Origin of the sequence: Pseudomonas sp. MF6767, from assembly GCF_016405475.1 — a bacterium.
GTDB classification, from domain to species: Bacteria; Pseudomonadota; Gammaproteobacteria; order Pseudomonadales; family Pseudomonadaceae; genus Aquipseudomonas; species Aquipseudomonas paracarnis.
Genome location: NZ_JAEKCY010000003.1, coordinates 246,245 through 270,104, shown reverse-complemented (window position 1 = coordinate 270,104; position 23,860 = coordinate 246,245). Strand labels below are relative to the sequence as shown.

Below are 23,860 nucleotides of genomic sequence, written 5' to 3'. Positions count from 1 at the left end.
ACAAAGATCCAAGATCGCCTACCCCTGATTGTCTATTTCTGCTGCAGCTCGTCGCAACAAGCCCTCCAGCGCGGCTTTTACCGTTTGTCGGCGGACCTCGTCGCGGTTGCCGGTGAAGTGCGCAAGCTCAGCCGTCACCTCTTCGCCCACGGCAAAAGCCAGCCAAACGGTGCCCACCGGCTTGTCCGGCGAACCGCCATCGGGGCCGGCAACACCGCTGACCGCCACGGCAAACCGCGCCAGGCTTTTTTCCTGCGCGCCGCGGGCCATCGCCTCCACCACTTCCTGGCTGACGGCCCCGACTTTGGCGAACAGTTTTTCCGGTACATTCAACTGCCGGGTCTTCTGTCGGTTGGAATAAGTGACATAGCCCGCCTCGAACCAGGCCGAACTGCCCGGGATCCGCGTGATGGCTTCGGCGATGCCGCCGCCGGTACAGGACTCGGCAGTGGTGACGTGGGCACTGAGCACCTGCAAACGGCGCCCCAGTTCGGCAGCCAGTTGAGTGATTTCCTTCACGGTCGTCTCCAGGAATGGGCGGGGGTTTGCCTACCCTACAGGAGCCCATCGACCATGCAAGGTACAGAGTGCATCAAGACGCTAATGCGCGACGGCCTGCACGTAGGCCTGGCAAGCACGCAAGGCGATCAGGGCGTTATCGCCGTCGTCGGTGATGCGGATAATTCGCTGAGCATGCGCCGGGTCAAGTCGGGCTCGCGAGGTTGCATGAACCACGCCGCCGGGGCTGGGGGCGGCAGGCACTGTGCAGCCAGTGGTGACGGTGGCGAGAAGGACTGACAGCCGCACATCAGCAGTGGCCAGGCGATCGCGCAGAGCCGCTTGATTACGCAGGGCATCGTTCAATTCCTGAATGTGTTGGTGATCGCTAGTAGAGATTTGCTGTTCAAGGGCCAGGCGTTTGGCCTGTTCAGCCTGTTGTTGCTGAAGAATTGCCTGGCTTTGTTGGCTGAGCGCCTGTGTATGTCGGACCGATTGCAGCTCCAACTGCGCCCCGTATCGCCACGCCTGCACCTGCCAAACAAGCGCCATGAGCAGGCACACACCGACCAAGCGAAACGCACCTAGGAAACGCATAGCACCGCCTTCGCTCGCACCCACAACCGCAAACGATCGTCCAGACCGTTGAGCCCACCGTTGATACGGCGAGTGATGGTGGTGAACTGGTCTTTGTCGGCGAGCTCATTGAGGCCGTTGCTTTGCCAGAACCAGGCGGCAGATTCGCAGGCCCACTGTGGCTGCTCCAGCAATTTTGGTTGTCGCAGCAGACGATCGTCACCAAACAGAGCTTGGCTGCACGCCATGTAATTACGGCGCCCGGTGATCTGGATCAGCCCCCTGCCCCGATACATTTGCCCATCACCGTCCGCCTCAGGGGTGTTGCCCAGCCGCGCGGCCAAGCTGCCGGTGTCGTACTTGCTCAGGTATTGATCGCTACCCAATTCGCGCACGTACTGTAACTGGGCAGACTCGTGACCGATTTGGGCGAGGAAGGCGGCGGCGCGACGGGCCGTATTGATCTGATGCCCCGCAAAGGCCGCATTTAGAAAGGTTAAAAAAATGCCCGCGCGAAGGCGGGCTCCAGGCATTACACCCAGAAGCTGAGCATGTGTGATTACCATGGGTTTTACTCTAAGGAAGGATCTACACCGACAAACCGCTGGCCTGGACCGTACTCCGATAGCCACCTTTTCGCTCGCCCCTGGATTTCACCGTTTTAATCGACCAGCGCCCTTGCATGAACCCCGGCCACGACTCATCCAGCAGCAACAGGCCTTCAGCAGCCAACGAAGGATTACCCGGGCAGACCACATCGATCTGCAACCCTTCGCGCCCCACCCGCCGCATCTCTCCCTGCGCCGCCGAGCGTGCTTCGTCCTCGCTCTGGTATCGCGGTGTCACCATTTTGAAGGGTGCGATGCCCACCTTGACGACACGCTGTTTTCCGGCTGCCGCGTCCCACCATGACGTTTGCGCACCGTTGTATTTGGCACGGCTGGTCTCGGTGAAACTGGCGCCGATGAACGCGCGGTCACCTGGACGATTGTCATGGGTGATCGACAACCGTACATCCGGCAATGCCTTGCCCGACAGCGTCTTGATCTGGCCTTTGCGCCCCAGTACATACAGCTCATCGACAGGCTTGGCCACCGCATCGAAGCGCTTGGCCAAGCGCGTCAGAAAGGCCATGTCGCTTTCATTGGTCTGATCGATGTGCGCGATCGGCTCACTGTCGAGTTCAGGCGCCACACGCGGTGAAAAACCATATCGGGTGGTCAGTTGGCGAAACAGCGCACCCAGGGTTATCGGCCCATGGCTGGCGGTGCGGCGCTGTTTGAATTCGTGCTCGTCGAACGGTGCCGCCGTGGCCACCAGCACCAGTCGCAATGGGAACATCGACGGCGTGCGCTGGGTGATCTTGAACACGCCCTTATCCACCAGGCCCGATTCCAGATAGCCAATACGCAGGCCAATTTTGCCGCCCAGATCGGGCAGCCCTTCAAGCCCCTCGATATCGAGGGTCAACTTCAGTTGATCAGATACAAACCCCGCTGCGTCGGTATGCTCCCACTCCAAGAGCCTCTCGTTGAATAACGCGGCATTGGCTCCGTATAGCTCCACTACAGGTGTAAATCCGAGTGCCATGATGGCTCCTTAATCCCAGGCGGAAACCGGCCGACTCGCAACCGGTTGCGCGTCCAATTCGGGCACCAGCACGCTGACGCCCGCCGGCAGTACCGCGCACTGTTCGGCCAACTCCGGGTTCAAGCGCCACAACGCTTCTTCTGCGGCATCATCACTGCGCCCCAGTTCGCGGTAGAGCAACAGGTTCACCGAGTCGCCGGCAATACTTCGAACCCTACGCATTGACGAACTCCTCCAGTAACAATGTCCAATTGATCACCATGGCCGTCCCGTCGTCGATCACGCTGGCTTGTTTTTCACTGATCGACTGGATGGTCCATAGCCCCCAGTTACGCCCCAACCCGTCCACCAAAGGCAACGGCGCCCGCAGGGCCTGCAGGGTGCGCAACTCATCCAGGCGCGCCATGCCATTGGCACGCGCAGCCTTGCCGCCCAATGCCAGCGTTTCGAGCCCCTGGCCGACCTGGCTGGATTTAGGTTTGCCGGCAATGATGTCGAGACTGACCCAGCCCCCGCTGCTACCACGATCAAGCGTGTCGTAGGCGAACCCACGGGACAGCCCGAAAATAAAAGTACCCAAGACCATCTGTTGTCGCATCACACAGCTCCATCGGTGAGTGCTGCGCCGCGTCGGGTCGCCAGCAGGTTGTCCATCGACAGCGGGGTAAATTGCGCTTCGATCTGTTGCACCACGAGCGCCGCCAGTTGTTGATGGCTGGCTTGCTCAGGCGCGGTGATGGTGATTTGCGGGGCGAAGTTGATTTGGCGGTTGTCGGCCTGAGGGGCGTTGAGGTTTTTGCTGACCTCCGTGGGGGATGGCAGGCGATCGCCCGTCCCCATCACTTTTTCAGCCAGCCACGCACCGACGTCACTGCCCACGAAAGTGCCCACGGCGCCACCGACTACCTTACCGATTGCGCCCCCGGCGACGCCGCCCATCACACCGCCCAACACTGTGCCGGCACCCGGAACAACCGAACCGATAACAGCTCCCGCCAGCGTGCCGACCGCTCGGCCTATCGCCATCCCGGCCACATCACCGACGACACCGCCGGCAACACCGCCGCCGATGGAGCCCACGCTAGTGCCAACCGCTTGACCCAGGTTTCCGGTCATCGCGCCTTGCGTCATCTCGACACCGGCCTGGGCCACCACCAAACCCAGGGGGACCCCTTTGGCCAGCTTGCTCACCTTCGCCGCTTTGCCAGAGATGCCAGGGCCGGAAGCAGACGGGCGATTACCGTTGTGCCCGTCATTACTCGGGGCTTTGCGCTGGCTGTCCGGCGGTGTGGTTTTATTCCCGGCTGCCGGCCCCTCTCCGAGCACTTTCCCTGCGACCTTTTCGAAAATCTTGTCCTTCACGGCACCGAAAACACCGGAAACCACCGGGATCAGCACCGCCCCCGCCAGGGTGACGGCAGCGGCAGCCTTGGGCAGGCCCTCCGCGAGCCAAGCCACGCCACTGACCAGGCCGTTCATGGCGGTCAGCTTGGCATCCACAACGGGGGCCAGCGCTGTATCAGAGGCAGTGCTCAAGCGCGTGGTACTGGCCTCGTAGGCTTGCCGACGTGCGTAAGTAGAGTCCGCACGAACCTCGGCCGAACGCAGCACCGAACCTTGGTCGCCCAGCGTCGAAGTGGCGTAGGTGGATTTTTCTGCGACCAGCGAAAAGGCCTGTTTCACGCTGTCGATCACCGGTACCAGGCTCAGAATCGTCTGGTTGCCGTCGAACAACTGCGTCGCCAGCACCGCCTGCCTTTCGGCAGGTTGCGACTTGAGCGCCTCCAGCACCGTAAGCACGGCCTGTGGGGCGTCCTGTTTCATGCCCGCCGCGAGTACTTTTGGATCAAGCTTGAGCTCTGCCCAGGCACTGCGTTGCCCTGCAGAGGCGTTGTCGCCTTTAGCCAGGACGGCGCTGATTTTTTCCAGCCCGGCACCAGCAACAACCTTGCTGTTACCTGCGCTCAACAACGCCGCCGAAAGCGCTGCAGCCTGTTCGGGACTCATGCCCGCAGCCTTCGCGGCAGCGCCTTGGAGTTGCACAACAGCGCCGATATCCGCCGATTCGGCCTTGAGCGATACCTGGGTGCCCAGCACGTTTGTTGCGTCGGCAAGGTCCAAGGCTTGTGCGCGATCAAGGTGCATTGACTCGCGCCAGCCGCCCATGATTTCGCCGGCATTTTTGACGTCGATCTTGAACGCCGTCGCCAGGATCGCAGCGTCGCGAGCGAACTGCTGCAGGTCTGCCCGGCGCCCAACGGGGTCGATATTGCCCGAAGCGTCCTTGCGATCACTGCCGATACCGGAACGGGCGGCGGCATACTCGACCTTTGCGAGGTCGACGGCACTGGCACCACTGGCAGCCACCACCGGCTCGGACGCCATGGCAAGGTTGGCTTCACGCAATGCCTTGCGCTCATGCCGGGCAAGCATCAACAGTTGATCAATATCGGTCATCGCGGCGTCCAGCGCCTGCGAGGGTGTGCGCTTGTCTGTAGGCGCGACGGTCTTCGTACCCTCTGCGTTCCCGGCAGTTTGAGCTTGCCGGGCGTCCATCACCTTGAGCAACGAGACGTTGAACAGCTCCAGCGTATCGACCAACCGGACCTGCCCGTCCGCCAGATGCTTGATCTGCAAGCTGGCATCGGCCAATGCCAGGGCCAAACTCGCCGCACTCCCCGGGGCCCCCTCAAGCGGGCTCGGCAGCGCTTGGGTGATAGGTTTGAGACTAGCGTGCATTCCTGTCATCTGAAGTGCGCCCTGAGTCATCACGCCGTCCTTGGCAATGGCTGACCCTGCTTCATGATTACTATCTGCCATTGCGCTCTACTCCTGTTTGACGCCAAGACGACTGATCGCGATGTCGTAGCGGCGCAATGCTTTGCCGGCTTCCCAGTCGAGGATTTCCGCTTCGTTTACCGAGTAAACCAGCGGCACTACATCGAGGATCACTTCGATGTCGCGCTCCGAAAGAAGTCCGCCGGTTTGTTTAAAAAATCGTCGATGCGCTCCTGCAGCTCGGTCCAGTCGGGCACGGTCAGGCCGGCAAGATCGGGAATCATCAGGCCGGTGCAATGGGCGGTGATGAACTCGGCACGCTCTTTGTTAGTGGCTAGCTTTTTCATCACCTTGGTAGCGCGCAGGGCGGGCATTTCCAGGGGCAGTTCGGTCAGGGTACGGCCGGCGGCTTCCAGGGGTAATAGCAGGTGGACAGGCTGGTCGTGGGTCGTCACGTCCTGTTCGTTCAGGAAGAACGAGGCCGGGCGCGTCGACATTTCGTGTACGTACTGCGCAATGCTCACGTAGTCCGGGCGTTTGAGTTGGTCGAGTTCTTTTTCCGACAGGCCGGTGGCGAGTTTCGCCAGTTCGAAGAACTGGTCGTCCTCGTCATCACCGGCCCGGGCCAGCGCGTCTTTTTGCGCGGCGTAGAACAACGGTTTGAGTTGAACCTGCTCGATCATTGCACCGGTGTCGGCGGTGATCGGGGACAGCAGGATGTGCAACGGTGGCATCCAGGCCATGGGGCAATTCCTTGTTGAACGGTATTGAAAAGTGCGAAAAATCTAAACCTGAGCATGGCCCCTGTGGGAGCTGGCTTGCCTGCGATGGCATCCACTCGATACACCAGGGATACCGAGTCGCCTGCATCGCAGGCAAGCCAGCTCCCACCTTGACCGTGCTCGCTTCAGATTGCGCCGGCCCTTAAGGCATCAGCACGGCGCGGCGGGCATCGCCAAGAATGTCGACGCCGTTGAGCACGAACTTCTGGGTGCGCACATCGATGTCGATCACCGAAATGCCATTTTCCAGACGGTTGTAGGTACGGCAGGACAGCTCCAGCGTGGTGGTGGCCTTGTCGCCCATTTTCAGCTTCGCCTCCTCCAGGGATTTGAGCTTGCCGCCCACGGTGTGGTAGGTGAAGTAGGTCTTGCCGTCCTGGTCTTGGCCGGCTTCACGCACGTTCAGCAAGATGTCGTCGCCCGTGCGCACGCCCAGGGCCAGCATGATTTCCGGGCCGGCACCTTGCAGCACCAGCTTGGCATTGAGCACCTTGCCGCTCTTGGCCATTTCCTCGGCAATAAAGCGCCCGCCGGACATGGGCTCCATGTCGAACTCGATCTTCGGCGGGGTGAACTCTTCCACGGTTGCGGACAACGGCAGGCCTTGAAGGGTGGCCGCAATGGCCTGTCTGACTCGGTTGGTAAACATTAGAGAACGTCCTCCAGGAACTGCTCGATGATTTCATCGCGGGCGTTGAGTTGATAAACCATGTGTTCGTTCGGTGCGTAGCGGCCGTAGTCGATGACGATGAACCAGGTGCCGTTTTTGTACTTCTCGACGCTGTTCAGCTCCGGATGCAGGTACACGCTGCCGCCGGGGATGGTTTCGTCGGCCACCAGGGTTTGCAGCCAGTCGTTGATGCGCTTGACCTCCTGGTCCATGAAGGACTTGGTGAGGTTCTTGGCCATGGCTTTCTGGCCAGCCTTGACCAGCTTGCGGCTGATGGCATCTTCCAGGCCGACGTAGCTGATGAACTTGCCGGTGATGGAGCGGTTACCCAGCAGCGAGAAGCCGCCGAGGATGGTGCGAGCGTAGTAGCTCACGCCGTAGCGGTTGAGCAGGTCGCCTTCGGTGGAGGTGTCGAGGATGTTGTACTCGACCACGCGGGAAACGTCCTCGGCGAAGGTCACCTGGTTACCTGGGCTTTCCCACTGCTTGACCTTGGCCAATGCGGCGATGGCCAGCGAGGATGGCGACAGGAACACGTTCTTCTTCGAGGCCTTGGAGTACACCGACGGCATGTTGTGCACCAGCAGGCAACGGTCGAAGCCCAGGTCGGCCCCGCCCAGTTCGCCGCTGTAGGTCACTTGGTCGGCAACGGACGCGTCCTTGCCATCCAGTACCACACGGGCCTTGATGCGCTTGCCGAAGGAGGCGAACTCACCAGCCACAGCCTTGGTGCCGGTAAAGCCTGGAGCGCCGATGATGGTCAGGTCTTCAGGCACGCTGCTCAGGGCCGCCAGGCCCAGTTTGCGACCGGTGACCGGGTCGTTGCCGCCGATCACATTATTGATCGTATCGGCCGGGGTAGCGCCTTCTTCGACGATGACCACATAGACCGGCACCTTCACCACTTTGAGGATCTGGTACACCGCTTGGAACAAGGTTCCCGACTCAGTGCCGGTAGGGTCCAGCAACGCCTGAGTGGTAAAGCTGTTGATGCGAAACGGCGCGTTTTTCGGGATCGAAGCATGGGCATTCGGCGCAGTGCCGACCAGGCCAATGACGTTATCGCCAAGGCCACCCATGGCCTCGGGGGATTCAGTGGCATTCACAGTGATGCCGTTGTGCTCGAAGTTCAGGACTTCTGCCATGGTTATTCAGCCTTCTTGGGGGTGGAGTTGAGGACGCTGGTCAGTTCCAGGCGGCCAGCGGTGCGCAGGGCGGATGCTTCGACGTCGAGCAGTTCCAGCTCCTCACCGGCGGTAGACCAATGGCCGTTGCCGATGGGGAATGGGATGAGGACGGTGTAGGTTTGGCGGGTGGGCATGGGTGGAAATCTCCGGGTGGGAAATGCAAAAGCCCCTGCGGGGAGGGGCTTTGGGGAGGCGAAAAAAAACCGCTTTCGCGGCCAAGTTGATTATTTAAGAAAGTCTGGCTTTTCTGGCCATTCAACTGCGAAGGGGTCTCCGACATCCTGGGGGACATTCCGCAGCAATTTGCGGTATGCCGCAGCTTGGGCTCGCTGGGCGTCATTCAGCGGACTGTCCTGGACTTGACTATGATCGGTCTCGCGCAACAGCCGATCACGACGAACGCGAATAGAAGACCACTCCAAAAGCTCCAGACCTTCCTTGCTGGGAATAAGGGACGGAACGCCCTCCATAGAAATTTCGTTCATTTAAAAAACCACCGTTGGTGAAAGAGAAAGCTTCGACTTTATGTCCCCAAGTTTAATCGGCCGATAGCGGCCAACTTGCATCGTATCAATCCGTAGTGACGTTACATACACATTGGGAATCTTGATTCTACAAACAGCATTACCTGCAGCATCAGCATACATGGCCGGCTCAAACTTCCCGAAGCATGATTGATTAATGACTGCTCGCTGTGGCGAATAAACATAGCCCGCGAACGTCTCGTCCAAAACCAAAGAACTGCCATAGCTATATCCACGTATATTTAGCCAAAACATCTGGTCATCCGTATTAATAGAAAACGGCAACTTAAAATGGGCATATACATTCAACGAAGATCCAAGATCCGTAGCGACCAAGCCACCTGTCGCGCCAACGTCGTAAGGAGCCCCTGTTCCCCATATAAGTCCTTGAAAGACACTCATCAACAGTGTTCCAGGCTGACCTACCTCACCCACAACGTCCTTCAGGGCACGAAACTGATCAAACTCCGCACGCGCTTGATCCATCCGTGCATCGATGGCACCTATTTTCCCAGTTACAGCACTTGTCAGATTATTAGAGGCCTGAACCAAACTAGCAATTTGCGTTTCCGTACTCAAAGCAATTACTCCTTTAAATTATCTTTAGGTCACTCAACCACGATTCACATCTAGGCAACCTACCCCTTTAGCAATAAAAAAACTATTTCAATTCAATATCCATAACGCGAAACAGCACACCAAGATGACGGGCCATATTATCTATATTGGCAGTCGCCACTGATGCGAGCTCTTCAGCAATAAGAATATTGAAATTTTCCGACCCTACAACCACTGTCACGCTATCCGCCGGCAACGGCGAAACATCCAGCGTAAACTTCTGCAGCACCCGCGCCGCCGCCGCTTTATACGTCAGCAACTTCCCCGCCACGGAATACACCGCCAGCAAGGTGCCACTGGCGAGGTAAAACCCGAACTCGCCAATCTCATATTCGCCGTCGCCATCAAACAGCGCGGCCATTCTGAGTTGGCGCTCGCCCAGGTCTTCGTAATCGACAATGGCCACCCGTTGGCGCTCGTCACGCAAGGCCACTTCCGTGCCGTCGGGGTTGTAGCGGCCGGTGCCGGCGCCGATGTGGGTGATTTCGCCTTTGAGGCCCTGGTTCTTTGCCTGCAGCACTTCATCCAAACCTTTGGAGGTGAAGCGCACCAGGCGCGTGATTTCATCTGTCATGGCTGCGCCCTGAGGTCGTAATCGTTAATGGTGTAGTGCTGGGCAACCCCGGCACTGTTTAGGCGAGCCACCAGCGCCAGGTCCGGCAATGCGCCGTTCAGGTAGAACTCGCCGTCGCTTAAAGGCGCGTCGAGCACTTGCGTGAGCGCGAGCTGGCCTTCGGTTTCATGCACGATGGTAATCGTCGCCTGATCGCGTTCACTTTTCGCCGCGTTGATACGTCGGATCAGCCGGTTGTGGTCGCCGCTGGACCAACTGCGCCCGATGATCGCCTGCACGTCGAAGGTGTAAGGCACGCCCAAGGGGCGCTGCTGATACCAAGCGCTGATATTCGGCGTGAAGCCCAATGACTCCACCGCATGGCTCAGCGCCTTGGGTGTGCCGGCCTGGCGCTGGATCTGCCAGGACAAGGCCACGGTCAGGCGTTTTTCCGCTTCGCTGGCCTCGGCATCCCATTCGCTGACGCCACGGTCGGCGGCCAGGTAAGGCAGGAACTCGCTAGGGGTATACAGCGGGTTCATCAGCGCCGGAAACGGCGGGGCGACACGCTCAAGCAATGTGCCGAAGCCCAGGTCCAGGGCCTTTTCCAGCGGTGAGCTGTTGGCCGGCAGCAAACTCGCTTTGGGTTCACTCATAGTGTGCGCACCTCCACCTCGACGCCCGTGCAATACGGGGCCTGAAAAGCGGTGCTGACAATCGGCGCCAGCGGTTCAAGAATTTGCAGTTGCGCGGCGCCGGCGCTGTGGATGGCGTAGTCGATCCAGCTAGGGTCGACCCGCCCTTCCAGGCGATGGCAGGACTCTGCGTAGTCTTGCAGCAGTTTCTGCGCTGCCACTTGGGTCAAGCCCGAGTCCGGGCCGGCGTTGATCTTGGCCACCACGCGAATTTTGTAGGGTTGAATCTGCGCCCCCTGGACGCTGACCAGGTCGGTTTCGGGCCGTACATCCGGCCGTGCGAAATGTCGACGTACACCGTCAAGCAAGTCGACAGATGGCGTGCCGTCGCCCTCCCTGGAAAGCACGGTGACCATGACTTCCCCCGGTGCGGTGCGACGGGCGTTGCCGTCCTTGACCTGGGCCGCGTAGCCGTCGGGGTCGAAGGTGTAGGTGACCGTGACCACACCGGGCGTCGCGCTTTGTACTTTCACTGCTGGGCGCTCGCCCAAGGTGAACACTTCGCGGCGATACTGCATGCGCGAGCCCGCCGCTGGGGCGTGGGGTGCCAGGTAGTAGCGCAGGCGGGCGTCGTCGTCGCTTTCCAAGGTGGGTGGCACCGGCGGGAACGCGGCCGGGTCGCCAGGGTCGAGCATTTGGCGTTCCAGGCCCATATCGGCCAGGCGTGCATCCAGGTTGCTACCGGTGGCCCACCACGCCAGCATCTGTTTGATGCGGGCGTTGTATTTGCGTTCGTGGGTTTGCAGGCGCACGCAAAAAGCTTCCAGGGCCAGGGTCAGCAGTTCGCTTTCGTTGTCGAGGCTGGCCTGGAGTTTGGCTGCGCTTTGCGGCGCGCGAGTGGCGACGTAGTCGATGACAAACGCTTTGAATTCGGCCAGCAACGGTTCGAACTCATCGACCTTAATGATGGCCGGTTCCGCCAGTTGGTTCTGGCCGGGGATCAGCATACTCATGTCACGACCTCGAAGGATTGTTGGCGGTTTTTCCAGGTCCCGGCAAACCGCAGCAGCAGGCCGGCGCCTTGGCGGGTGGCGACAATGACCTGGGGGTCGAAGTCGCCGATACCGTTGTGGGTGTTGTAGAAGGCTTGCGCGGCGTGGCTCTGGGCGAGGATCAAGAGGTCGTCACCGAGGTTCTGGCCGAGCAATTGCGGGATCAGCGAGCCATATAATGGGCGTTTTTGCCGAGTACCCACTGGGGTGGTCAGCGCCCGGGTGGCGCGCTGCACAAATTGCAGCCAATCATCGACGGCTGCCCCGGTGTTCCTATCGATTCCGAGCATGGGATATCCTTATCGGGGGCTGATGACGCGTCCTTGATGGTCCACCACCGGGCCGCTGAAGTGCGCGCCGCCGGCGTCCAGCAACAGGCTGGTGCCGCCGACTTGCAGGGTGATGCCCTGGGCGCTGAGGGTCAGGCTGGCGGCGCCGACTTTGACGTCAACCTGCTCGCGGGAACCGCTGAAGGTGGTGGGGCCGTTGACCCAATTGAAGGTGTGGCTGGCGTCGTCGTAGTCGCTTTGGGTACCGTCTTGATGCCGGCGCCGGGTCAACGTTGCAACGCTGGAGACTGGCGGAAAACGATCACTGTTGAGGCCAAACAAAGCCACGGATTGCACACCGCCTTCTCCCCCGCCGTAGTTGAGCAGCAGGCATTGTTCACCCACCGTGGGGATACGGGTTTCGGTTTGGGCACCTGCACTGGGGTTGAAAAAGCGGATCGCCGGGGTCAGCAAATCACCGTGGCTGACCTTGCAGGTGTTGCTGGCCGCATCGACCTGCTGGCAAATTCCGATCCGGCAGAAGCTTTCAGCGCGGCGGTAAAGGTCTTCGAGCTGGCTCTCCATCTCTGCCAGGCGTTCGACGATCGGTCCCAATTGCATGCGTAACAGCGCGTCGAACATGGGCTACTCCGCCAGTGGCTGGTATTGGGTTGGGTCGTCGATGTTGGAGACGTCCCAGGTACAGGCAAATAGCGGTTGGCCTGTGGGATCGTCGAGTAACGCCGGTCCCAGATAGAGGGTTTGCGTGAAGGAAACCGCCCAGGTGTCGTAGTCCGTTTCTACGGAAGTGCGCAAAGCGGGCGCAGCGACGATATTCGCTGGCAAATCGCACTGTGCCGGGGGCAGGTCCCATCGGTTATCCAGCACCAGGTCCATCAGTTGGCTGGCCAGGTCGCAGGCATCGAACGCCAATGCACCGGGAGCAACCATGGCCCTGAGTGAAATGGCCAAGACGTGGGCTTTGCGCCCCTCGCGAGAGCGAATGCCAGGGCCATTACCTTCGACCGTAACCATTACGCCGTTTTTTTCAGCGTCGCCCTGGAAATCCTGGTGGCTCCCCACCTTGAGGCCCGGGAGGGCTGCATGCAGCGCCGCGCCAATGGCCTGGGGCAGTTGCGATGGCTTTTCGATAAGCGTCATTTTAGTAGCGTCCTTGCAACAATTACTGCGGGTCCTGGCGGGAGCCTTGGTTGATCCCGATGCGCTTGGCCGCCCACCGCTCGTAAAGGCCGATCGCCACGTCGGCACCGGCCATGGCGGTCAGGCAACCGATGGCGCCGGCGGTCCAGATCGACATGCCGGCGGCGTAGCACAGCATCAAAGCCGAAACCCCGCAGACCATGCACGCCCCGGAACGCAGGGCCAGGCGGCGGATCAACGACCAACCGCGGGCGCCCTCCTTGTCGGCCCGCCACATCTCGCCGGATACACCGCCGATCACTGCCAGTACGATGACCAGCCAGATAGGCATCTCCGCTAACGCTTGCTGTTCACTTGTCATGTCACGCCTCCTGGCTGAGCAATAAATAGTCCGTATTTCATTTACAAATGCTTGAGTAGGTAGGCATTCCAAAAAGCCCGGTCGCCCGGGCTTTTCAGTAATGATGTCCTCGGACTTTCGGCGCTACTGGCGCGGTACGGTCCTTTCCTCGATGTTTTTCCGACCACGATCCCTGTCTGCCGGATAACTGCTTTTGGTGCTTTACGCTGCACACCCGGGTCAGTTGCCAACCCTCTGAACCGTTAAGGCCGGTTCATCGCTGCCTGTTGTTGAAGCGTTGAAACTAAAGAGCGTCGGCATCCTTGCCGGTGTTGCCTGGCCTCCCTGCCATCGCTTCGATGGCGTCCTTGCCGATGTTGCGTGCCTTCCTTGTCTTCCTTGGCAGCATCCTTGCCGCCTCCACCAGGCCTTGTTGGCTGGCTTGAGATGAAGAATATGCATGTATGCATATACAGTCAATGCACAAATGCATTTATTTTTGCTGCCGGAATGCACGGATGCATTCGAAGCCTGGCGGGCTTGGGTTTTGCCGGTTTCCTATGGACGAAAAAAAACCCGCACATGGGCGGGTTTCTTCTTACGCGTGGAGGTTAGCGGGCGTACATGCCCCACCAGAAAACATGACCGAGGATGCTGATCTGCTCATCCTGGATATCCTGGAAGCTGTAGTCCTCATCGGGGTGTTCATCACGGTTGAAGCTGCGCAGGCGAATACCGGAAGGCAGGCGGTAGAGCTGTTTGACCCGCAACTGGCCGTTGTGATTGATGGCATACAGGTCGCCATCCACGATATCGCCAATGCCGCTCTTGCCGGCATTCACCCCTACCGTGGCGCCGTCGCGCAATACCGGCAACATACTGTTGCCACGTACCGTCACGCATTTGGCCTGGTCGAACTGCACACCATTATGCCGCAGGCTGCGCTTGCCGAACCGCAGGCTGGCTTTCTCGCTTTCCTCGATGACGAATCTTCCTGATCCAGCAGCCAATTCAACCTCGCGCAGAAAGGGGATCGACACCTCGTCATCATTAACGGGGGTGTCGTCGTCCCACAGGCTTATGTCCTTGAGTTCCGAATGCATCGGGTCGCGCCCATCGTCGCGCACAACGCCCACTGCTGCGCGCCCGCGCAGGTAATCAGTACTTACGCGAAAATACTCGGCGATGCGCGAGATGTGTTTATCCGACGGATCAACGATCTTGCCGCTGAGGATCCGGGACAGTGTGGATTGAGGCACGCCGGTGCGCCGATGGAGCTCCGTGGGGGAGATCCGGTCGCGATCCAGCAGTTCTCTTAAGACGATAGAAACGTTGCGTTTTTGCATAACGCGGATAGTGACGGGAGTTTCTGAGGTTGGCAAATGCTAATTTGCATATTTATGCATTAAACATCCGACTTTCAATTAATTCGAATCAAAATACTGTATATACACCCAGTTATCGGCATTCTACTATTCTGCCAGCTTGGTATTGCTGCCGATCAACACCTTGCATGTCGACAACTCAAGGCCTATGTATAAAACTCTTTGACAACGTAGCCAGCAACGACGGAGGTGCTCATGGCTTATTCAGCGCTAGCTGTTGCTAACGCCTTCATTGAACGCGCGAAGGAAGGCAAGGTTTCGGGCCTGACCCCGATGAAGCTGCAGAAACTGCTGTTCTATACACAGTCCTGGCATTTGCGCGAACGGGACCAGCCCCTGATGGATGACCACTTCGCCCGCTGGCAATATGGCCCGGTCATCCCGTCGCTTTACCATGAGTTGAAATCCTACGGTAATCGCCCGGTGACCGCGCTGCTCAGCAACCTGAAGCCCGACGCCGAAGACATTGTCTTCGTGACACCGAGGGTTCCTGAGAGCGATACCTACACCCATCGTTTGATTGACCGGATCATTAACAAATACGGCAAATGGTCCGGCACCCAACTGTCCAACTTGTCCCACGAGGACGGCACAGCCTGGGCCCTCAAGGGTGCCGACGGTTCCGCCATCGACTGGGAAGACATGGCAACACTCATTCACCCAAAGAGCCGCATCCGTGAGTGAAGAACTCGACAACCTGGAACTCACCCTGCCCCCCGCGGCAGGGCCTGACCAGGACACCCAAGCCGGTGGCGAGCAAGCCATAGGCACCGACGATGAAAGAAACCAGAACCTAAAAGACCAGAAGGCCGAACGGCAACTGCGCAAGAAGTATGCGGGACGTGCATTCTGGTTTGCCGCCTGCGGTGTGATCTTCTGGGCGGTTCTTTTGGTTTGGAATGGGTGGTCGACGTATTACTCGGGTAAAGCGCCGTTCTCGGACAATGTAGTGATTGCCATCACTACGGCGACTTCAATCAATTTGTTTGCTGCGTTTCTTGGGGTGATCAGAGGGTTGTTTCCGGCCAGTGGGCGTAGATCCAAATAGTCTGGTCGTATTCACGACCTGCGTTTCTATCTCGTATTGAGATATGAATGCGCGTGAGTCAGCCCCTGATTTTCAGGGCTCTGACCGGATTGTCTAACGCTGCTGCAATGCCTGATTGAACCGCTAACCTGTGGCGAGGGCGCTTGCTCTCGCTCGGCTGCGTAGCAGCCATTTTCCAGGGACGCTGCGCGCTCCACCGGGAGCAAGCCCCCTCGCCACGGTTATGTTGGTGTTTCTTGAGGCGGCACCGCTTTCGTGGTTTACCTGGCCGCTTGCGACCTGCGAAGGTCCGACCTCGCGTGTTAACCTTGCCGCCATCGCAAAAAATGCTGGGCCAAGCGCCCCCTTTGCCCCATCACTTTCAACGAATTTGCCTATTACCCAATGAGTAAAAACTCCTCAGATCTGTCCTCCCACACCCCGATGATGCAGCAGTATGGGCTGGAAATGGCCTAGAGCCACGCCATACGCGGGTTTCAGTACATTGCTGTCTAAAACCCTACTTTCATTTAGCGCCCTTTACACCCAATGAATGCGTGCTAGGTTGAGGTAGTTTTAGACAGGCATAACGACGATGAACGACACTCAGAAACTTGTAGAGATGAACCTCCCACCGTTGATTCAGAGCCGGGCAACGTCCCACCTCGAACGCATCGCCAGGGCGGCCGACAATGCCTCTCGTACGCTAGCGGGAGAGCGTGCTGCCGGGTTCGTAGAAGGGCTTGAAGCAGCACGCGCTCTGACGCCGGCCACGATAGAGGCGTTATTCCTGATTTTCGATGACGCTACGGATTCACATCCTGCGCGGTGAGCGCTCTTTCCACCAGGGTTTACCAGTTCATGATCGCCAGCTCGCCAGTCATCGCCACCTTCCCTTTCCGGGGATTGGCGGTGCTGTAACGAATATCCATCGTTTCCAAGCGGAAACCATCGAACACTCGCCGGATATCTGGGTGATCGTTGATGCTTACCATGGCCTTGCCCTGGCAAGTCCGCATGAAGTCGGCCATTCGCTCGTACTCCTCGAAGCCAAATTCCCCGCCATACCCAGCTGTCTGCCAGTAAGGCGGATCCATATAGTGAAAGGTGTGAGGTCGATCGTATTTTTCGGCGCACTTCAGCCAGGGCAGGTTCTCAACGTAGGTTCCGGCAAGGCGCTGCCATGCTTGCGATAGATTTTCCTCGATCCGTAGCAGGTTGATAGGCCGGCCGGTGGTTGCGGTACCGAACGTCTGCCCTGTGGATTTTGCGCCAAAGGCGTGATGCTGGAGATAGAAGAACCGCGCGGCTCTCTGAATATCCGTCAGCGTCTCGGGGGCCGTCATCTTTTGCCACTCGAATATCTGTCGAGAGCTAAGCGCCCACTTGAACTGGCGCACGAACTCCTCCAGGTGGTGCTGGACGACGCGGTACAGGTTCACCAGGTCGCCGTTGAGATCGTTCAAAACCTCGACTTTTGCAGGTTCCTCTCGCTTGAAGTACAGCGCAGCGCCGCCGGCGAATACCTCGACGTAGCACTCGTGATCTGGAAACAACGCGAGCAGGCGCTTCGAAAGACGGCGCTTGCCGCCCATCCATGGAACGATTGGGTTTGTCATTTGCGATCCTTCGCTTTTGGTTGAATGAGTAATGCTAATTTTTTCGACCAGCGCTGTAGGTCATGCCAGCACCTTTAGCGCTTTGTCGTACAGCGCCCGGCGGTCGTCCTGACCGGTGAGCCCACCATTGATGCGTCGGGTGATCTTCGCGAACTGCCCCTGATCCGCCAGCGTGTTTAGGCCTTTGGTCGACCAGAACCAGGCCGCTGACATGGCGGCGTGCTGGGGCAACTCAAGCAATTCAGGCTTGTTGATCAGGTCCAGCCCCAAGGCCTCGCCGCACGCGGCATAGTTGGCACGTCCAGTGACCTGGATCAGGCCACGGCCACGGTACCTGGAACCGTCACCCTTTACGGTGTTGCCCAGATCGGCACGACCTTCGTACCCGGCCTGTTGCTGCGTTGGTCCCCAAATCTCCCGCACGTAACGCAACTGGCCCGACTCATGCCCGACCTGGGCGATGAACGCCGCGATGCGCAGCGGGGTGACAATGGCATGTCGACTCATCGCCGCATTCAGCACAGGAACAAAAACGCCGGCATTGCGGCCGGCGTTCGGGAGTATCTGCAGCAGTTGCTGCTCGGTGATAGGCATGGCTTTCTCCAGGCGTAAAAAAGCCCGCTCAACTGGCGGGCTGCTATTCTTCGGTCGATCTGAGTGGCGGCGGCGTGTCGACCTTGGGCATTTCAAGCCGCACATCGATCCAGCTATTCAGCGGGACATCCATAGGTGAGCCCCGGCCCGGCACCATCTCTCCGTCATCGGTGAGCGTCCAGCGCTGTTTGAAAAGACGGATTACGACAGCCCCGCCATCGGTCTGCTCGCTTTCGGTTATGCCCAGTGCACGACCTCCATCAGGCGAGTGCGGATCTTGTGTGCGCCAGCCCTCCAGTGCCAGGCCAAGGCTTCCCGTCACCCGGTACTCGCCAACGCCGAGGCGCTCAACAATAACGCCGCGCGCTTCATCGTTGGCCACACCCCATTCGCCGGCGGGGAGAAACGATTCCTCTTGGAGGTCGCGGCGCTCGCTGGCGGACACGTTAGCGATTCTCAAGATTGGCGATGCTGCAGAAAGCGCGCCGCCGGAGCCGCGGGTGGTGTTGCCTGTGTGATAGACGCTGTACGTAGGTCCGAAAGCGCCGCCATCGTTAGACGGCGTAGTCCGAAAGTACAAACCACCGGTGCCTTGAGCCACAGGAATAAAAATCTGCGCTTCAAAGCCTTGAGCATAGGGAATACGGATAACCGTGCTGTACGACAAGCCTGAAGATGAGCCCGGCGCGCCAAGCCTGGAAAAAGCACCACCTTGGCCGGGTTCGCCAGGCCTATCAGCTTGATAGGTCGTCGGCGCATTGTTCGAATAAAACCCACTATAGGTACCAGCAGGGATAAGCTCTCCGTCTTGCAGCCCAAAGCTTTTAGTTGAGGCAGCGCCTAGCCCTAAGCCTTGCCGGGCAGCAAGCTGCGTAGTCCCACCCGTGCCGCCTTTCGCAACGGGTAGCGCTGCTGGCAACTGTCCGTTAGCCGGAGCCCCAAGGGCAGTATAAAGCTCGTTCGAGTTGTCGTTGTTCTTCTGGCTGGCAGTGCGAAACGTATCTCCGCCCTGGCCTGTCGGCGCCGTACCAAGATTAATGCCTTGTCTTGCCATTGAATTAAACCCCTATACGAAATGAAAATTAAACAGCCAGCTTCCCAAATACCGCAGAGAGCGAAAAGTATGTTGGATTCGTCACGGTAGTAACGCTAAATCTGATAAGCCCGGCCGGGAAGTCATATCGAAGACCTGTCCCTCTAGATTCATTGTTTCCCGCCATCATGGGCATCCTTGCATTATTGATCATCAAGTAATCACCTAGTGCATAGTTGAGAGGAACCGAATACCAATTTGTTATTAGCCCTTGTCCGCTCTGCTCCGCGTGCGTAAATGTCCAGTTTTGCGCGACCCTTGTGAATACTGCCGCCTGAACAGCAGAGTCAAATATCTGTTTTCCATCCGCACCCCACATTCTTAGGCCATATGTGGACAAAGGCTTGGATGAAAACGCAGCTACGAATATGTTTCCAGAGTGAACCTGCCCAGAGGTCACTGTGGCGCCGGTCCACGCCCCCGCCGATCCTTCAAGAAGAACGCCAAGCTGAATCAGCGAGCCATTATTTGGTGGTCTGATAAAAACAAGGGGAGGCTCCTGCGTGTCAACCACATTCTGAAAGACGACGGACGCGCCAGAGTTATAGGTGCCCTTATGAAAGACACACAACCTCGCATATTCAGAGTCTAGGGATATAGCGCCAGAATCATTCACCACTTGCAGTCCGTAACTCATCACGCCCACCTTGCAACAATGAGACGCATGGTTGCGGAAGAGAATGAATCGGAAGGACGAGCTTTGAGAAAATTCCTAACATAAACTTCGTTCGTGCCCATTTCGCACTCCAGCTGCCTGTTAGATACGACCTGCGAGTTATCGTTATTGATCGGTAACAAAAAGCATATCGCGTTGTTTGTGGTGCACCCTGGCGCTGCAAACGTCCTAGTGCCCAGCGGCCCTGAGGAATAGGACACAAGTACGGACAGAACAATCCTATAAGTGGATATGCTTGTATCGAACTCAAGGGTGCCGTTAGGAGACCAAATTCTTAAGCCCGAACTCATTCTGTTTGGTCCCCTAATTGCAGTCTTTTGACGTTATTTGCGTCCCAAAAGCGCAGAGATCTGTTCGTCATCATTGATCGCCCTTGCCCAGGAGCTACACCGTTGATTTCGAAGGTTCCGTCGAAAAACAATTTCCAGCCTGTCTGCCCTGCGACGTAGTTGTTCGACTGGATGTAGCTACCTATCTTCGCGTTGGTTATCGTCCCGTCCTGGATGAATGCCGACTTGATATAGGTTTCTGTGCCGTTCACCGCGAATGGCACGCTTGACCCTGCCGCCCCTACCTCGCCGTTGTAGATTGCAAACTGATCCGCCTGGATGACGAAGCGCGAAGTAACCTGACCGTTCGCCCCAGTCTCAATACCAAGTCCTACGCCGGTAGAGTAAGGCGACCCATTCACATCGAACTTGAATCGGAACGAGTAGGTGCCGGTGATCTTTCCGTTTACGTCTTGGTTGATGCTTGCTTGTTGCTGGAACTGCTGCGTGTGTCCGTTGACGGTTGTTTGCAGCTGAGTGGTCTGGCTTGCGGCGGCTGACGCCTGATCGGATACCGTCTTAATCTGCGTCTGTACGGTGGACTTGTTCCCGTCAAAATCGGAGCGAAGCGCCGTTACTTGGCTGGTTGTAGCGGTCTGCTGGTTGACGAGCGCCGTCGTTGTCTCCTCATAGGTGGCGTAGTTTTTGATAACTTGAGCTTCGACAGTTTGAGTCAGCTTGCCTTGGGCGTAGTCACCATCGGTAATAGCAGACTGGATCGACCAAACGCCCGCATAGCCCTGGGTTCCGCCAGCCAGGTCATTATCAGAGCCAGCCATAGGCGCGTTGATTTCAGCGTAAACGCCATCAATTCGCTCCGTCTGCGCGGTCAGCTTGTTATCAACGTTGGTTACTCGCTGATTCACTTGGGTAACGTTATTTACCGTAGCCGCCAGGCCGGTTACCGGGTCATTTACCTTTGTCTGGAGCTGGGTAAGCTGTTCCTGAGTGGCAACCACCCTCCCATCGACTGCGGTGATTTCCTGGTCAAGGTTATCAACCCGTATTGCCAAAGCGTTCGTTTCAGTGAGGATGTCGCCGACGTCTTTCCAGTTTTCGCTGGGAGGCTGCGAGCCACTGTTAGCCTCCAGGGCTTGGTACAGCTTGTTTCCCTGGCGAACGATGTCACCCTTGACGTAAGCCTTTGCTGCGTCCCACAACAGCGCATCAACGTATGGCTTGATTTGCTCCTCGAGATCCTTTCTAAGCTGCTCATTTCGAGCGTTCACGGACCCTGGCCCATCGCCGTCGATCAGATTGATGCGTCCATTGAGGGCTGGAGCCAGCGATGATTCATCAATCTGCCCCTTGACCTGCTCAAGGAGCGGCCAAGCGTCCGAAACAGACTGGCCCATCACTCCGTTTACGGTCGGATAGAACGGGCCAATGTTCCCGGTGCGATCCACCAAGCGCGCCCAGAAGAACAGCGTTGCCCCTGACAGAAGCGACTGCATACGGTAGTCGGCCTGCGGGTATGCAAGGTCGGCCAGCTTCGTCGCAGCCTCCAGGTTGTTCGCTGGTCCATACCACAGCTCGGTCCGCTGGGTGTCCTCGGCGCCAGCAGGGAAGCCCCACTTGATGCTGATCCCGAACAGTTCGCCTTTAGTGGTGAGGGAAGACACCGCCGGCGGCAGGCCGGTCTTGCCTTCCAGGTTGGTCAGCGCAGAGGTTACCGGGATCGATGAAACGTTGAGCGCACTCACAGCCCGCACCCTGGCCATGTACTGGCCTGAGTAAATACCGCGGACGTCGACCATCTGCTCAGCGGTACGCGGAACCCTGATCCACTCCCGGGCGCCCCACTTCCATTCCACGTCATAAGCGACAGCGTTTGGCGCTGCGTCCCAGGCGATCGACATCACCGTGACGGCTATGCCCTGCTCAATCACTACATGCTGACTGAGCATGACACGGGCGGGTGCGTCCTGACTGCCAATCGGAATACCAGTGATTGGGCGAGGATCCACTACGGCGCCGTTGTCGATAGCGTCAAACTTGCTCGGGTCGTGCTGGATCACCTCAAGCTGGAACTGGTGCCACTCCGGCCGCGTCACGTTGCGGACGTAGAACTGCATCAGTTTCAGGTCTTCGTAGTCGAGAATCCACCCGCACTCTGCCTGCGGCTGCTCACTGAAGTCGGCCATGACGGTAACATCTCGCCTAGCCACAGACTTCACCACCCGCCCTTCGGACTTTCCACTGGGAAGGTTGACCATCAAGCGCGCGCCAACCGGCACCACAGTGTCACGATCCAGCGTTACCACCCTGCCCGCCGCTGCGGCAATACGTCCGCCGTTTTTGCGGCCCACCAGCATTGGATCGGCCACCGCGATGACCTGCCCAGGCTTAGGAATGTCGCCGTCAAGGCCGACACGAAACACTCCGCCCTGGGTTTGTAGCTTCTCGGTAAGCGCTGCCCACTGCCCTGCGCGCTGCGCCTGACCCAGGGAGGTGCAGCCAATAGCGCCGACCGAGGTTTCCCGAACGATACCGCCCAGCTCGATCATGGCCTCATCGTCAAAGACAGGCTCCTTGTCAGTATCAAAGCCCTGGTCTGGATTGTCCCAGCCAACCATGTACAGCGTGTGCCGATCCCTCGCCCTGGTGCCCTCATACTTGATTGCTCCGTTGTTGAGGATCTGCGTCTGGTTGTATGTGAACACCGGGTCGCCCGGCATATCGGCGTTGACCACGATCTGGCTGCCGTCCCAGTAGGCCAGGCCGTGGAAGATCGAGGCCAGGTCCTGGAGCACTGCATAAGCTTCAGCTTGCTTCTGGAAGTACAAGTTGCAGGTAAAGCGTGGCTCCATGCCCCCCTTTCCGTCCGGCACCATCTGGTCGCAGTACTGCGCGATCCGATAGAGCGACCAGCGATCAACCATTGTTGCGTCGATGCGGTCGCCGAGGCCGTAGTATGGGTGCAGCACCAAGTCGTAGAAGATCCAGGCCGGGTTGTTGGTATAGGCCTCTTTGAATGTGCCATCCCAAATGCCGTTGCTCGTACCCGTGCCAGATGTTGAGTACGTGCGGGTTTCCGGGTTGTAGTTGGTGGGAACCCGAATGATACGGCCGCGCATCAGCACAGCAATCTTGGCGATGTCGCCGCCAAAGGTCTGGGCGTCGTACTCGATGCTGCTTACAGCGGTGAGCGGGTATTCCTGGTCGCTATCGACCACCTCTGCGATGGCCTTTACGACCATTTGGTCGACGACCAAGTCTGAGTTGGCATTCGGGGTCAGGCGGCGCACCCGAACTGTCCAGCGGTTGCCGGCGGGCAGCTCAAGTCGATGAGCTCGCTCGTACTCGGTGACGTTCTTACGATCGACAAACGAGACCAGCGCCTCCACGTAGGGACCATTGTCCGTGGAGATATCCACCGCGTAATCAATGCGTACGCCGTTGATGTTGCCAGCGGCATCTTGACTGCGAAGCACTGGCCAACTCAGGCGCAGGCGCACCGCGTCCAGAACCGGATTCGTGATGCTGTGCAGCCATGGCGTGCCAAAGATGAGTTCTTGCTTGACGTCGATCTCGTTGCTGGACTCGGTATTGCCTTCCAGACGAGCCTGATTCAGCTCACCGTTACGGAACTGCCATTTGACGCCGGGGTAGTTCAACGTGCCGTCCGGCCCCTGGATTGGGGTGCCGTCCAGCTTGATCGAGCGAAGGCCATCAACCGGGCCAACAATTGGTCCCCAGCTCCACATGTAGAGGATGCGCGCAGTAGAAACCGACGGAACGCTATTCTGCGCAATGCTTGGCTTTTTCTCTTTGGCCTGGCCGCCTTTGCTGCCGATCACGGCGCGCCGGGTGCGACCTGCGGTGCGAGACGTCTTCTTTGCTGCTGCGCTCATGCGCCCTCCAGAATGCAAAAACCCGCAGAAGCGGGTTCGTCGTTTGCGCT

Annotated in this window: 29 protein-coding genes; 2 read left to right on the top strand and 27 right to left on the bottom strand. The window is 58.5% G+C overall.

The annotated features are described in order from the left end of the window. Positions 1-18: 18 nt before the first annotated feature. From JFT58_RS07430 to JFT58_RS07330, 22 genes are all read right to left on the bottom strand, one after another. On the bottom strand, positions 19-519 hold the full coding sequence (locus JFT58_RS07430) for a CinA family protein (RefSeq protein WP_054897099.1): 501 nt from the start codon (positions 517-519) through the stop codon (positions 19-21). Positions 520-600: 81 nt separating this feature from the next. After that, on the bottom strand, positions 601-1,095 hold the full coding sequence (locus tag JFT58_RS07425; protein WP_034126487.1) for a lysis system i-spanin subunit Rz: 495 nt from the start codon (positions 1,093-1,095) through the stop codon (positions 601-603). Continuing rightward, positions 1,083-1,640, bottom strand: coding sequence for a glycoside hydrolase family 19 protein (locus JFT58_RS07420; RefSeq protein WP_054897097.1), 558 nt, complete (start codon positions 1,638-1,640; stop codon positions 1,083-1,085). The genes JFT58_RS07425 and JFT58_RS07420 overlap by 13 nt, the downstream gene beginning before the upstream one ends. Before the next feature lie 22 nt (positions 1,641-1,662). Further along, on the bottom strand, positions 1,663-2,664 hold the full coding sequence (locus tag JFT58_RS07415) for a contractile injection system protein, VgrG/Pvc8 family (protein ID WP_054897096.1): 1,002 nt from the start codon (positions 2,662-2,664) through the stop codon (positions 1,663-1,665). A gap of 9 nt (positions 2,665-2,673) precedes the next feature. Beyond that, entirely contained in the window at positions 2,674-2,886 is a 213-nt protein-coding gene (locus JFT58_RS07410; RefSeq protein WP_054897095.1) for a tail protein X, read from the bottom strand. After that, positions 2,879-3,262: a phage tail protein gene (locus tag JFT58_RS07405; RefSeq protein WP_014717171.1), complete on the bottom strand. Its 384-nt coding sequence runs from the start codon at positions 3,260-3,262 to the stop codon at positions 2,879-2,881. Before JFT58_RS07405 ends, JFT58_RS07410 begins: the two co-directional genes overlap by 8 nt. Beyond that, the gene (locus JFT58_RS07400) at positions 3,262-5,484 is read right to left on the bottom strand and encodes a phage tail tape measure protein (protein WP_054897094.1); all 2,223 of its coding nucleotides are present in this window, start codon (positions 5,482-5,484) and stop codon (positions 3,262-3,264) included. Before JFT58_RS07400 ends, JFT58_RS07405 begins: the two co-directional genes overlap by 1 nt. 6 nt (positions 5,485-5,490) lie before the next feature. After that, positions 5,491-5,616 carry a hypothetical protein gene (locus JFT58_RS30575; RefSeq protein ID WP_014717169.1) on the bottom strand — a complete coding sequence of 42 codons (126 nt, stop codon included), beginning with the start codon at positions 5,614-5,616 and terminating at the stop codon, positions 5,491-5,493. Further along, complete coding sequence (locus JFT58_RS07395; protein WP_054897093.1) at positions 5,613-6,185, bottom strand: phage tail assembly protein; 573 nt, start codon at positions 6,183-6,185, stop codon at positions 5,613-5,615. Before JFT58_RS07395 ends, JFT58_RS30575 begins: the two co-directional genes overlap by 4 nt. 181 nt (positions 6,186-6,366) lie before the next feature. After that, positions 6,367-6,873, bottom strand: coding sequence for a phage major tail tube protein (locus JFT58_RS07390; protein ID WP_054897092.1), 507 nt, complete (start codon positions 6,871-6,873; stop codon positions 6,367-6,369). Continuing rightward, entirely contained in the window at positions 6,873-8,039 is a 1,167-nt protein-coding gene (locus tag JFT58_RS07385) for a hypothetical protein (protein ID WP_054897091.1), read from the bottom strand. The genes JFT58_RS07390 and JFT58_RS07385 overlap by 1 nt, the downstream gene beginning before the upstream one ends. Before the next feature lie 2 nt (positions 8,040-8,041). Further along, positions 8,042-8,215 (bottom strand): hypothetical protein, encoded by a 174-nt coding sequence (locus JFT58_RS07380; protein WP_003189022.1) that lies wholly within the window; start codon positions 8,213-8,215, stop codon positions 8,042-8,044. Positions 8,216-8,305: 90 nt separating this feature from the next. Beyond that, a complete protein-coding gene (locus tag JFT58_RS07375; RefSeq protein ID WP_082423392.1) occupies positions 8,306-8,566 on the bottom strand; it encodes a phage tail assembly chaperone in 261 nt (86 codons plus the stop codon). Further along, positions 8,567-9,184: a hypothetical protein gene (locus JFT58_RS07370; protein ID WP_054897090.1), complete on the bottom strand. Its 618-nt coding sequence runs from the start codon at positions 9,182-9,184 to the stop codon at positions 8,567-8,569. 82 nt (positions 9,185-9,266) lie between these two features. Then, positions 9,267-9,797 carry a hypothetical protein gene (locus tag JFT58_RS07365; RefSeq protein ID WP_054897089.1) on the bottom strand — a complete coding sequence of 177 codons (531 nt, stop codon included), beginning with the start codon at positions 9,795-9,797 and terminating at the stop codon, positions 9,267-9,269. Next, the gene (locus JFT58_RS07360) at positions 9,794-10,432 is read right to left on the bottom strand and encodes a phage tail protein I (protein ID WP_014717162.1); all 639 of its coding nucleotides are present in this window, start codon (positions 10,430-10,432) and stop codon (positions 9,794-9,796) included. The genes JFT58_RS07365 and JFT58_RS07360 overlap by 4 nt, the downstream gene beginning before the upstream one ends. After that, positions 10,429-11,424 (bottom strand): baseplate J/gp47 family protein, encoded by a 996-nt coding sequence (locus JFT58_RS07355; RefSeq protein WP_054897088.1) that lies wholly within the window; start codon positions 11,422-11,424, stop codon positions 10,429-10,431. Before JFT58_RS07355 ends, JFT58_RS07360 begins: the two co-directional genes overlap by 4 nt. After that, entirely contained in the window at positions 11,421-11,753 is a 333-nt protein-coding gene (locus JFT58_RS07350) for a phage baseplate protein (protein WP_032893295.1), read from the bottom strand. Before JFT58_RS07350 ends, JFT58_RS07355 begins: the two co-directional genes overlap by 4 nt. A gap of 9 nt (positions 11,754-11,762) precedes the next feature. Further along, a complete protein-coding gene (locus tag JFT58_RS07345) occupies positions 11,763-12,374 on the bottom strand; it encodes a phage baseplate assembly protein V (RefSeq protein ID WP_032893296.1) in 612 nt (203 codons plus the stop codon). Positions 12,375-12,377: 3 nt separating this feature from the next. Next, the gene (locus JFT58_RS07340) at positions 12,378-12,893 is read right to left on the bottom strand and encodes a hypothetical protein (RefSeq protein WP_054897087.1); all 516 of its coding nucleotides are present in this window, start codon (positions 12,891-12,893) and stop codon (positions 12,378-12,380) included. 22 nt (positions 12,894-12,915) lie between these two features. Beyond that, on the bottom strand, positions 12,916-13,254 hold the full coding sequence (locus JFT58_RS07335) for a phage holin family protein (protein WP_034126475.1): 339 nt from the start codon (positions 13,252-13,254) through the stop codon (positions 12,916-12,918). Positions 13,255-13,844: 590 nt separating this feature from the next. Next, positions 13,845-14,588, bottom strand: a complete 744-nt coding sequence (locus tag JFT58_RS07330) for a LexA family transcriptional regulator (RefSeq protein ID WP_169918753.1) — start codon at positions 14,586-14,588, stop codon at positions 13,845-13,847. Positions 14,589-14,813: 225 nt separating this feature from the next. On the opposite strand from JFT58_RS07330, the gene JFT58_RS07325 reads away from it, so the two are divergent. Continuing rightward, positions 14,814-15,302, top strand: coding sequence for a Panacea domain-containing protein (locus JFT58_RS07325; RefSeq protein WP_034126473.1), 489 nt, complete (start codon positions 14,814-14,816; stop codon positions 15,300-15,302). After that, positions 15,295-15,666 (top strand): hypothetical protein, encoded by a 372-nt coding sequence (locus JFT58_RS07320; RefSeq protein WP_054897085.1) that lies wholly within the window; start codon positions 15,295-15,297, stop codon positions 15,664-15,666. Before JFT58_RS07325 ends, JFT58_RS07320 begins: the two co-directional genes overlap by 8 nt. Before the next feature lie 830 nt (positions 15,667-16,496). Here the strand turns inward: JFT58_RS07320 and JFT58_RS07315 are convergent. The 5 genes from JFT58_RS07315 to gpJ all read right to left on the bottom strand — a co-directional run bounded on the left by JFT58_RS07315 (position 16,497) and on the right by gpJ (position 23,810). After that, the gene (locus JFT58_RS07315) at positions 16,497-17,264 is read right to left on the bottom strand and encodes a DNA adenine methylase (protein ID WP_198834361.1); all 768 of its coding nucleotides are present in this window, start codon (positions 17,262-17,264) and stop codon (positions 16,497-16,499) included. 60 nt (positions 17,265-17,324) lie between these two features. Beyond that, the gene (locus JFT58_RS07310) at positions 17,325-17,858 is read right to left on the bottom strand and encodes a glycoside hydrolase family 19 protein (protein ID WP_198834360.1); all 534 of its coding nucleotides are present in this window, start codon (positions 17,856-17,858) and stop codon (positions 17,325-17,327) included. 43 nt (positions 17,859-17,901) lie between these two features. Further along, the gene (locus JFT58_RS07305) at positions 17,902-18,912 is read right to left on the bottom strand and encodes a phage tail fiber protein (RefSeq protein ID WP_198834359.1); all 1,011 of its coding nucleotides are present in this window, start codon (positions 18,910-18,912) and stop codon (positions 17,902-17,904) included. Between the two features lie 28 nt (positions 18,913-18,940). Then, the gene (locus tag JFT58_RS07300) at positions 18,941-19,588 is read right to left on the bottom strand and encodes a hypothetical protein (RefSeq protein ID WP_054898339.1); all 648 of its coding nucleotides are present in this window, start codon (positions 19,586-19,588) and stop codon (positions 18,941-18,943) included. 325 nt (positions 19,589-19,913) lie between these two features. Then, positions 19,914-23,810, bottom strand: coding sequence for a TipJ family phage tail tip protein (gene gpJ / locus JFT58_RS07295; protein WP_198834358.1), 3,897 nt, complete (start codon positions 23,808-23,810; stop codon positions 19,914-19,916). Positions 23,811-23,860: the final 50 nt, after the last annotated feature.

Bases quoted from the DNA above. Each gene is read 5' to 3' on its own strand.
- JFT58_RS07425 (WP_034126487.1), bottom strand. From the start codon at position 1,095: ATGCGTTTCCTAGGTGCGTTTCGCTTGGTCGGTGTGTGCCTGCTCATG.
- JFT58_RS07420 (WP_054897097.1), bottom strand. From the start codon at position 1,640: ATGGTAATCACACATGCTCAGCTTCTGGGTGTAATGCCTGGAGCCCGC.
- JFT58_RS07415 (WP_054897096.1), bottom strand. From the start codon at position 2,664: ATGGCACTCGGATTTACACCTGTAGTGGAGCTATACGGAGCCAATGCC.
- JFT58_RS07410 (WP_054897095.1), bottom strand. From the start codon at position 2,886: ATGCGTAGGGTTCGAAGTATTGCCGGCGACTCGGTGAACCTGTTGCTC.
- JFT58_RS07405 (WP_014717171.1), bottom strand. From the start codon at position 3,262: ATGCGACAACAGATGGTCTTGGGTACTTTTATTTTCGGGCTGTCCCGT.
- JFT58_RS07400 (WP_054897094.1), bottom strand. From the start codon at position 5,484: ATGGCAGATAGTAATCATGAAGCAGGGTCAGCCATTGCCAAGGACGGC.
- JFT58_RS07395 (WP_054897093.1), bottom strand. From the start codon at position 6,185: ATGGCCTGGATGCCACCGTTGCACATCCTGCTGTCCCCGATCACCGCC.
- JFT58_RS07390 (WP_054897092.1), bottom strand. From the start codon at position 6,873: ATGTTTACCAACCGAGTCAGACAGGCCATTGCGGCCACCCTTCAAGGC.
- JFT58_RS07385 (WP_054897091.1), bottom strand. From the start codon at position 8,039: ATGGCAGAAGTCCTGAACTTCGAGCACAACGGCATCACTGTGAATGCC.
- JFT58_RS07380 (WP_003189022.1), bottom strand. From the start codon at position 8,215: ATGCCCACCCGCCAAACCTACACCGTCCTCATCCCATTCCCCATCGGC.
- JFT58_RS07375 (WP_082423392.1), bottom strand. From the start codon at position 8,566: ATGAACGAAATTTCTATGGAGGGCGTTCCGTCCCTTATTCCCAGCAAG.
- JFT58_RS07365 (WP_054897089.1), bottom strand. From the start codon at position 9,797: ATGACAGATGAAATCACGCGCCTGGTGCGCTTCACCTCCAAAGGTTTG.
- JFT58_RS07360 (WP_014717162.1), bottom strand. From the start codon at position 10,432: ATGAGTGAACCCAAAGCGAGTTTGCTGCCGGCCAACAGCTCACCGCTG.
- JFT58_RS07355 (WP_054897088.1), bottom strand. From the start codon at position 11,424: ATGAGTATGCTGATCCCCGGCCAGAACCAACTGGCGGAACCGGCCATC.
- JFT58_RS07350 (WP_032893295.1), bottom strand. From the start codon at position 11,753: ATGCTCGGAATCGATAGGAACACCGGGGCAGCCGTCGATGATTGGCTG.
- JFT58_RS07345 (WP_032893296.1), bottom strand. From the start codon at position 12,374: ATGTTCGACGCGCTGTTACGCATGCAATTGGGACCGATCGTCGAACGC.
- JFT58_RS07340 (WP_054897087.1), bottom strand. From the start codon at position 12,893: ATGACGCTTATCGAAAAGCCATCGCAACTGCCCCAGGCCATTGGCGCG.
- JFT58_RS07335 (WP_034126475.1), bottom strand. From the start codon at position 13,254: ATGACAAGTGAACAGCAAGCGTTAGCGGAGATGCCTATCTGGCTGGTC.
- JFT58_RS07325 (WP_034126473.1), top strand. From the start codon at position 14,814: ATGGCTTATTCAGCGCTAGCTGTTGCTAACGCCTTCATTGAACGCGCG.
- JFT58_RS07315 (WP_198834361.1), bottom strand. From the start codon at position 17,264: ATGACAAACCCAATCGTTCCATGGATGGGCGGCAAGCGCCGTCTTTCG.
- JFT58_RS07310 (WP_198834360.1), bottom strand. From the start codon at position 17,858: ATGCCTATCACCGAGCAGCAACTGCTGCAGATACTCCCGAACGCCGGC.
- JFT58_RS07305 (WP_198834359.1), bottom strand. From the start codon at position 18,912: ATGGCAAGACAAGGCATTAATCTTGGTACGGCGCCGACAGGCCAGGGC.
- JFT58_RS07300 (WP_054898339.1), bottom strand. From the start codon at position 19,588: ATGAGTTACGGACTGCAAGTGGTGAATGATTCTGGCGCTATATCCCTA.
- gpJ (WP_198834358.1), bottom strand. From the start codon at position 23,810: ATGAGCGCAGCAGCAAAGAAGACGTCTCGCACCGCAGGTCGCACCCGG.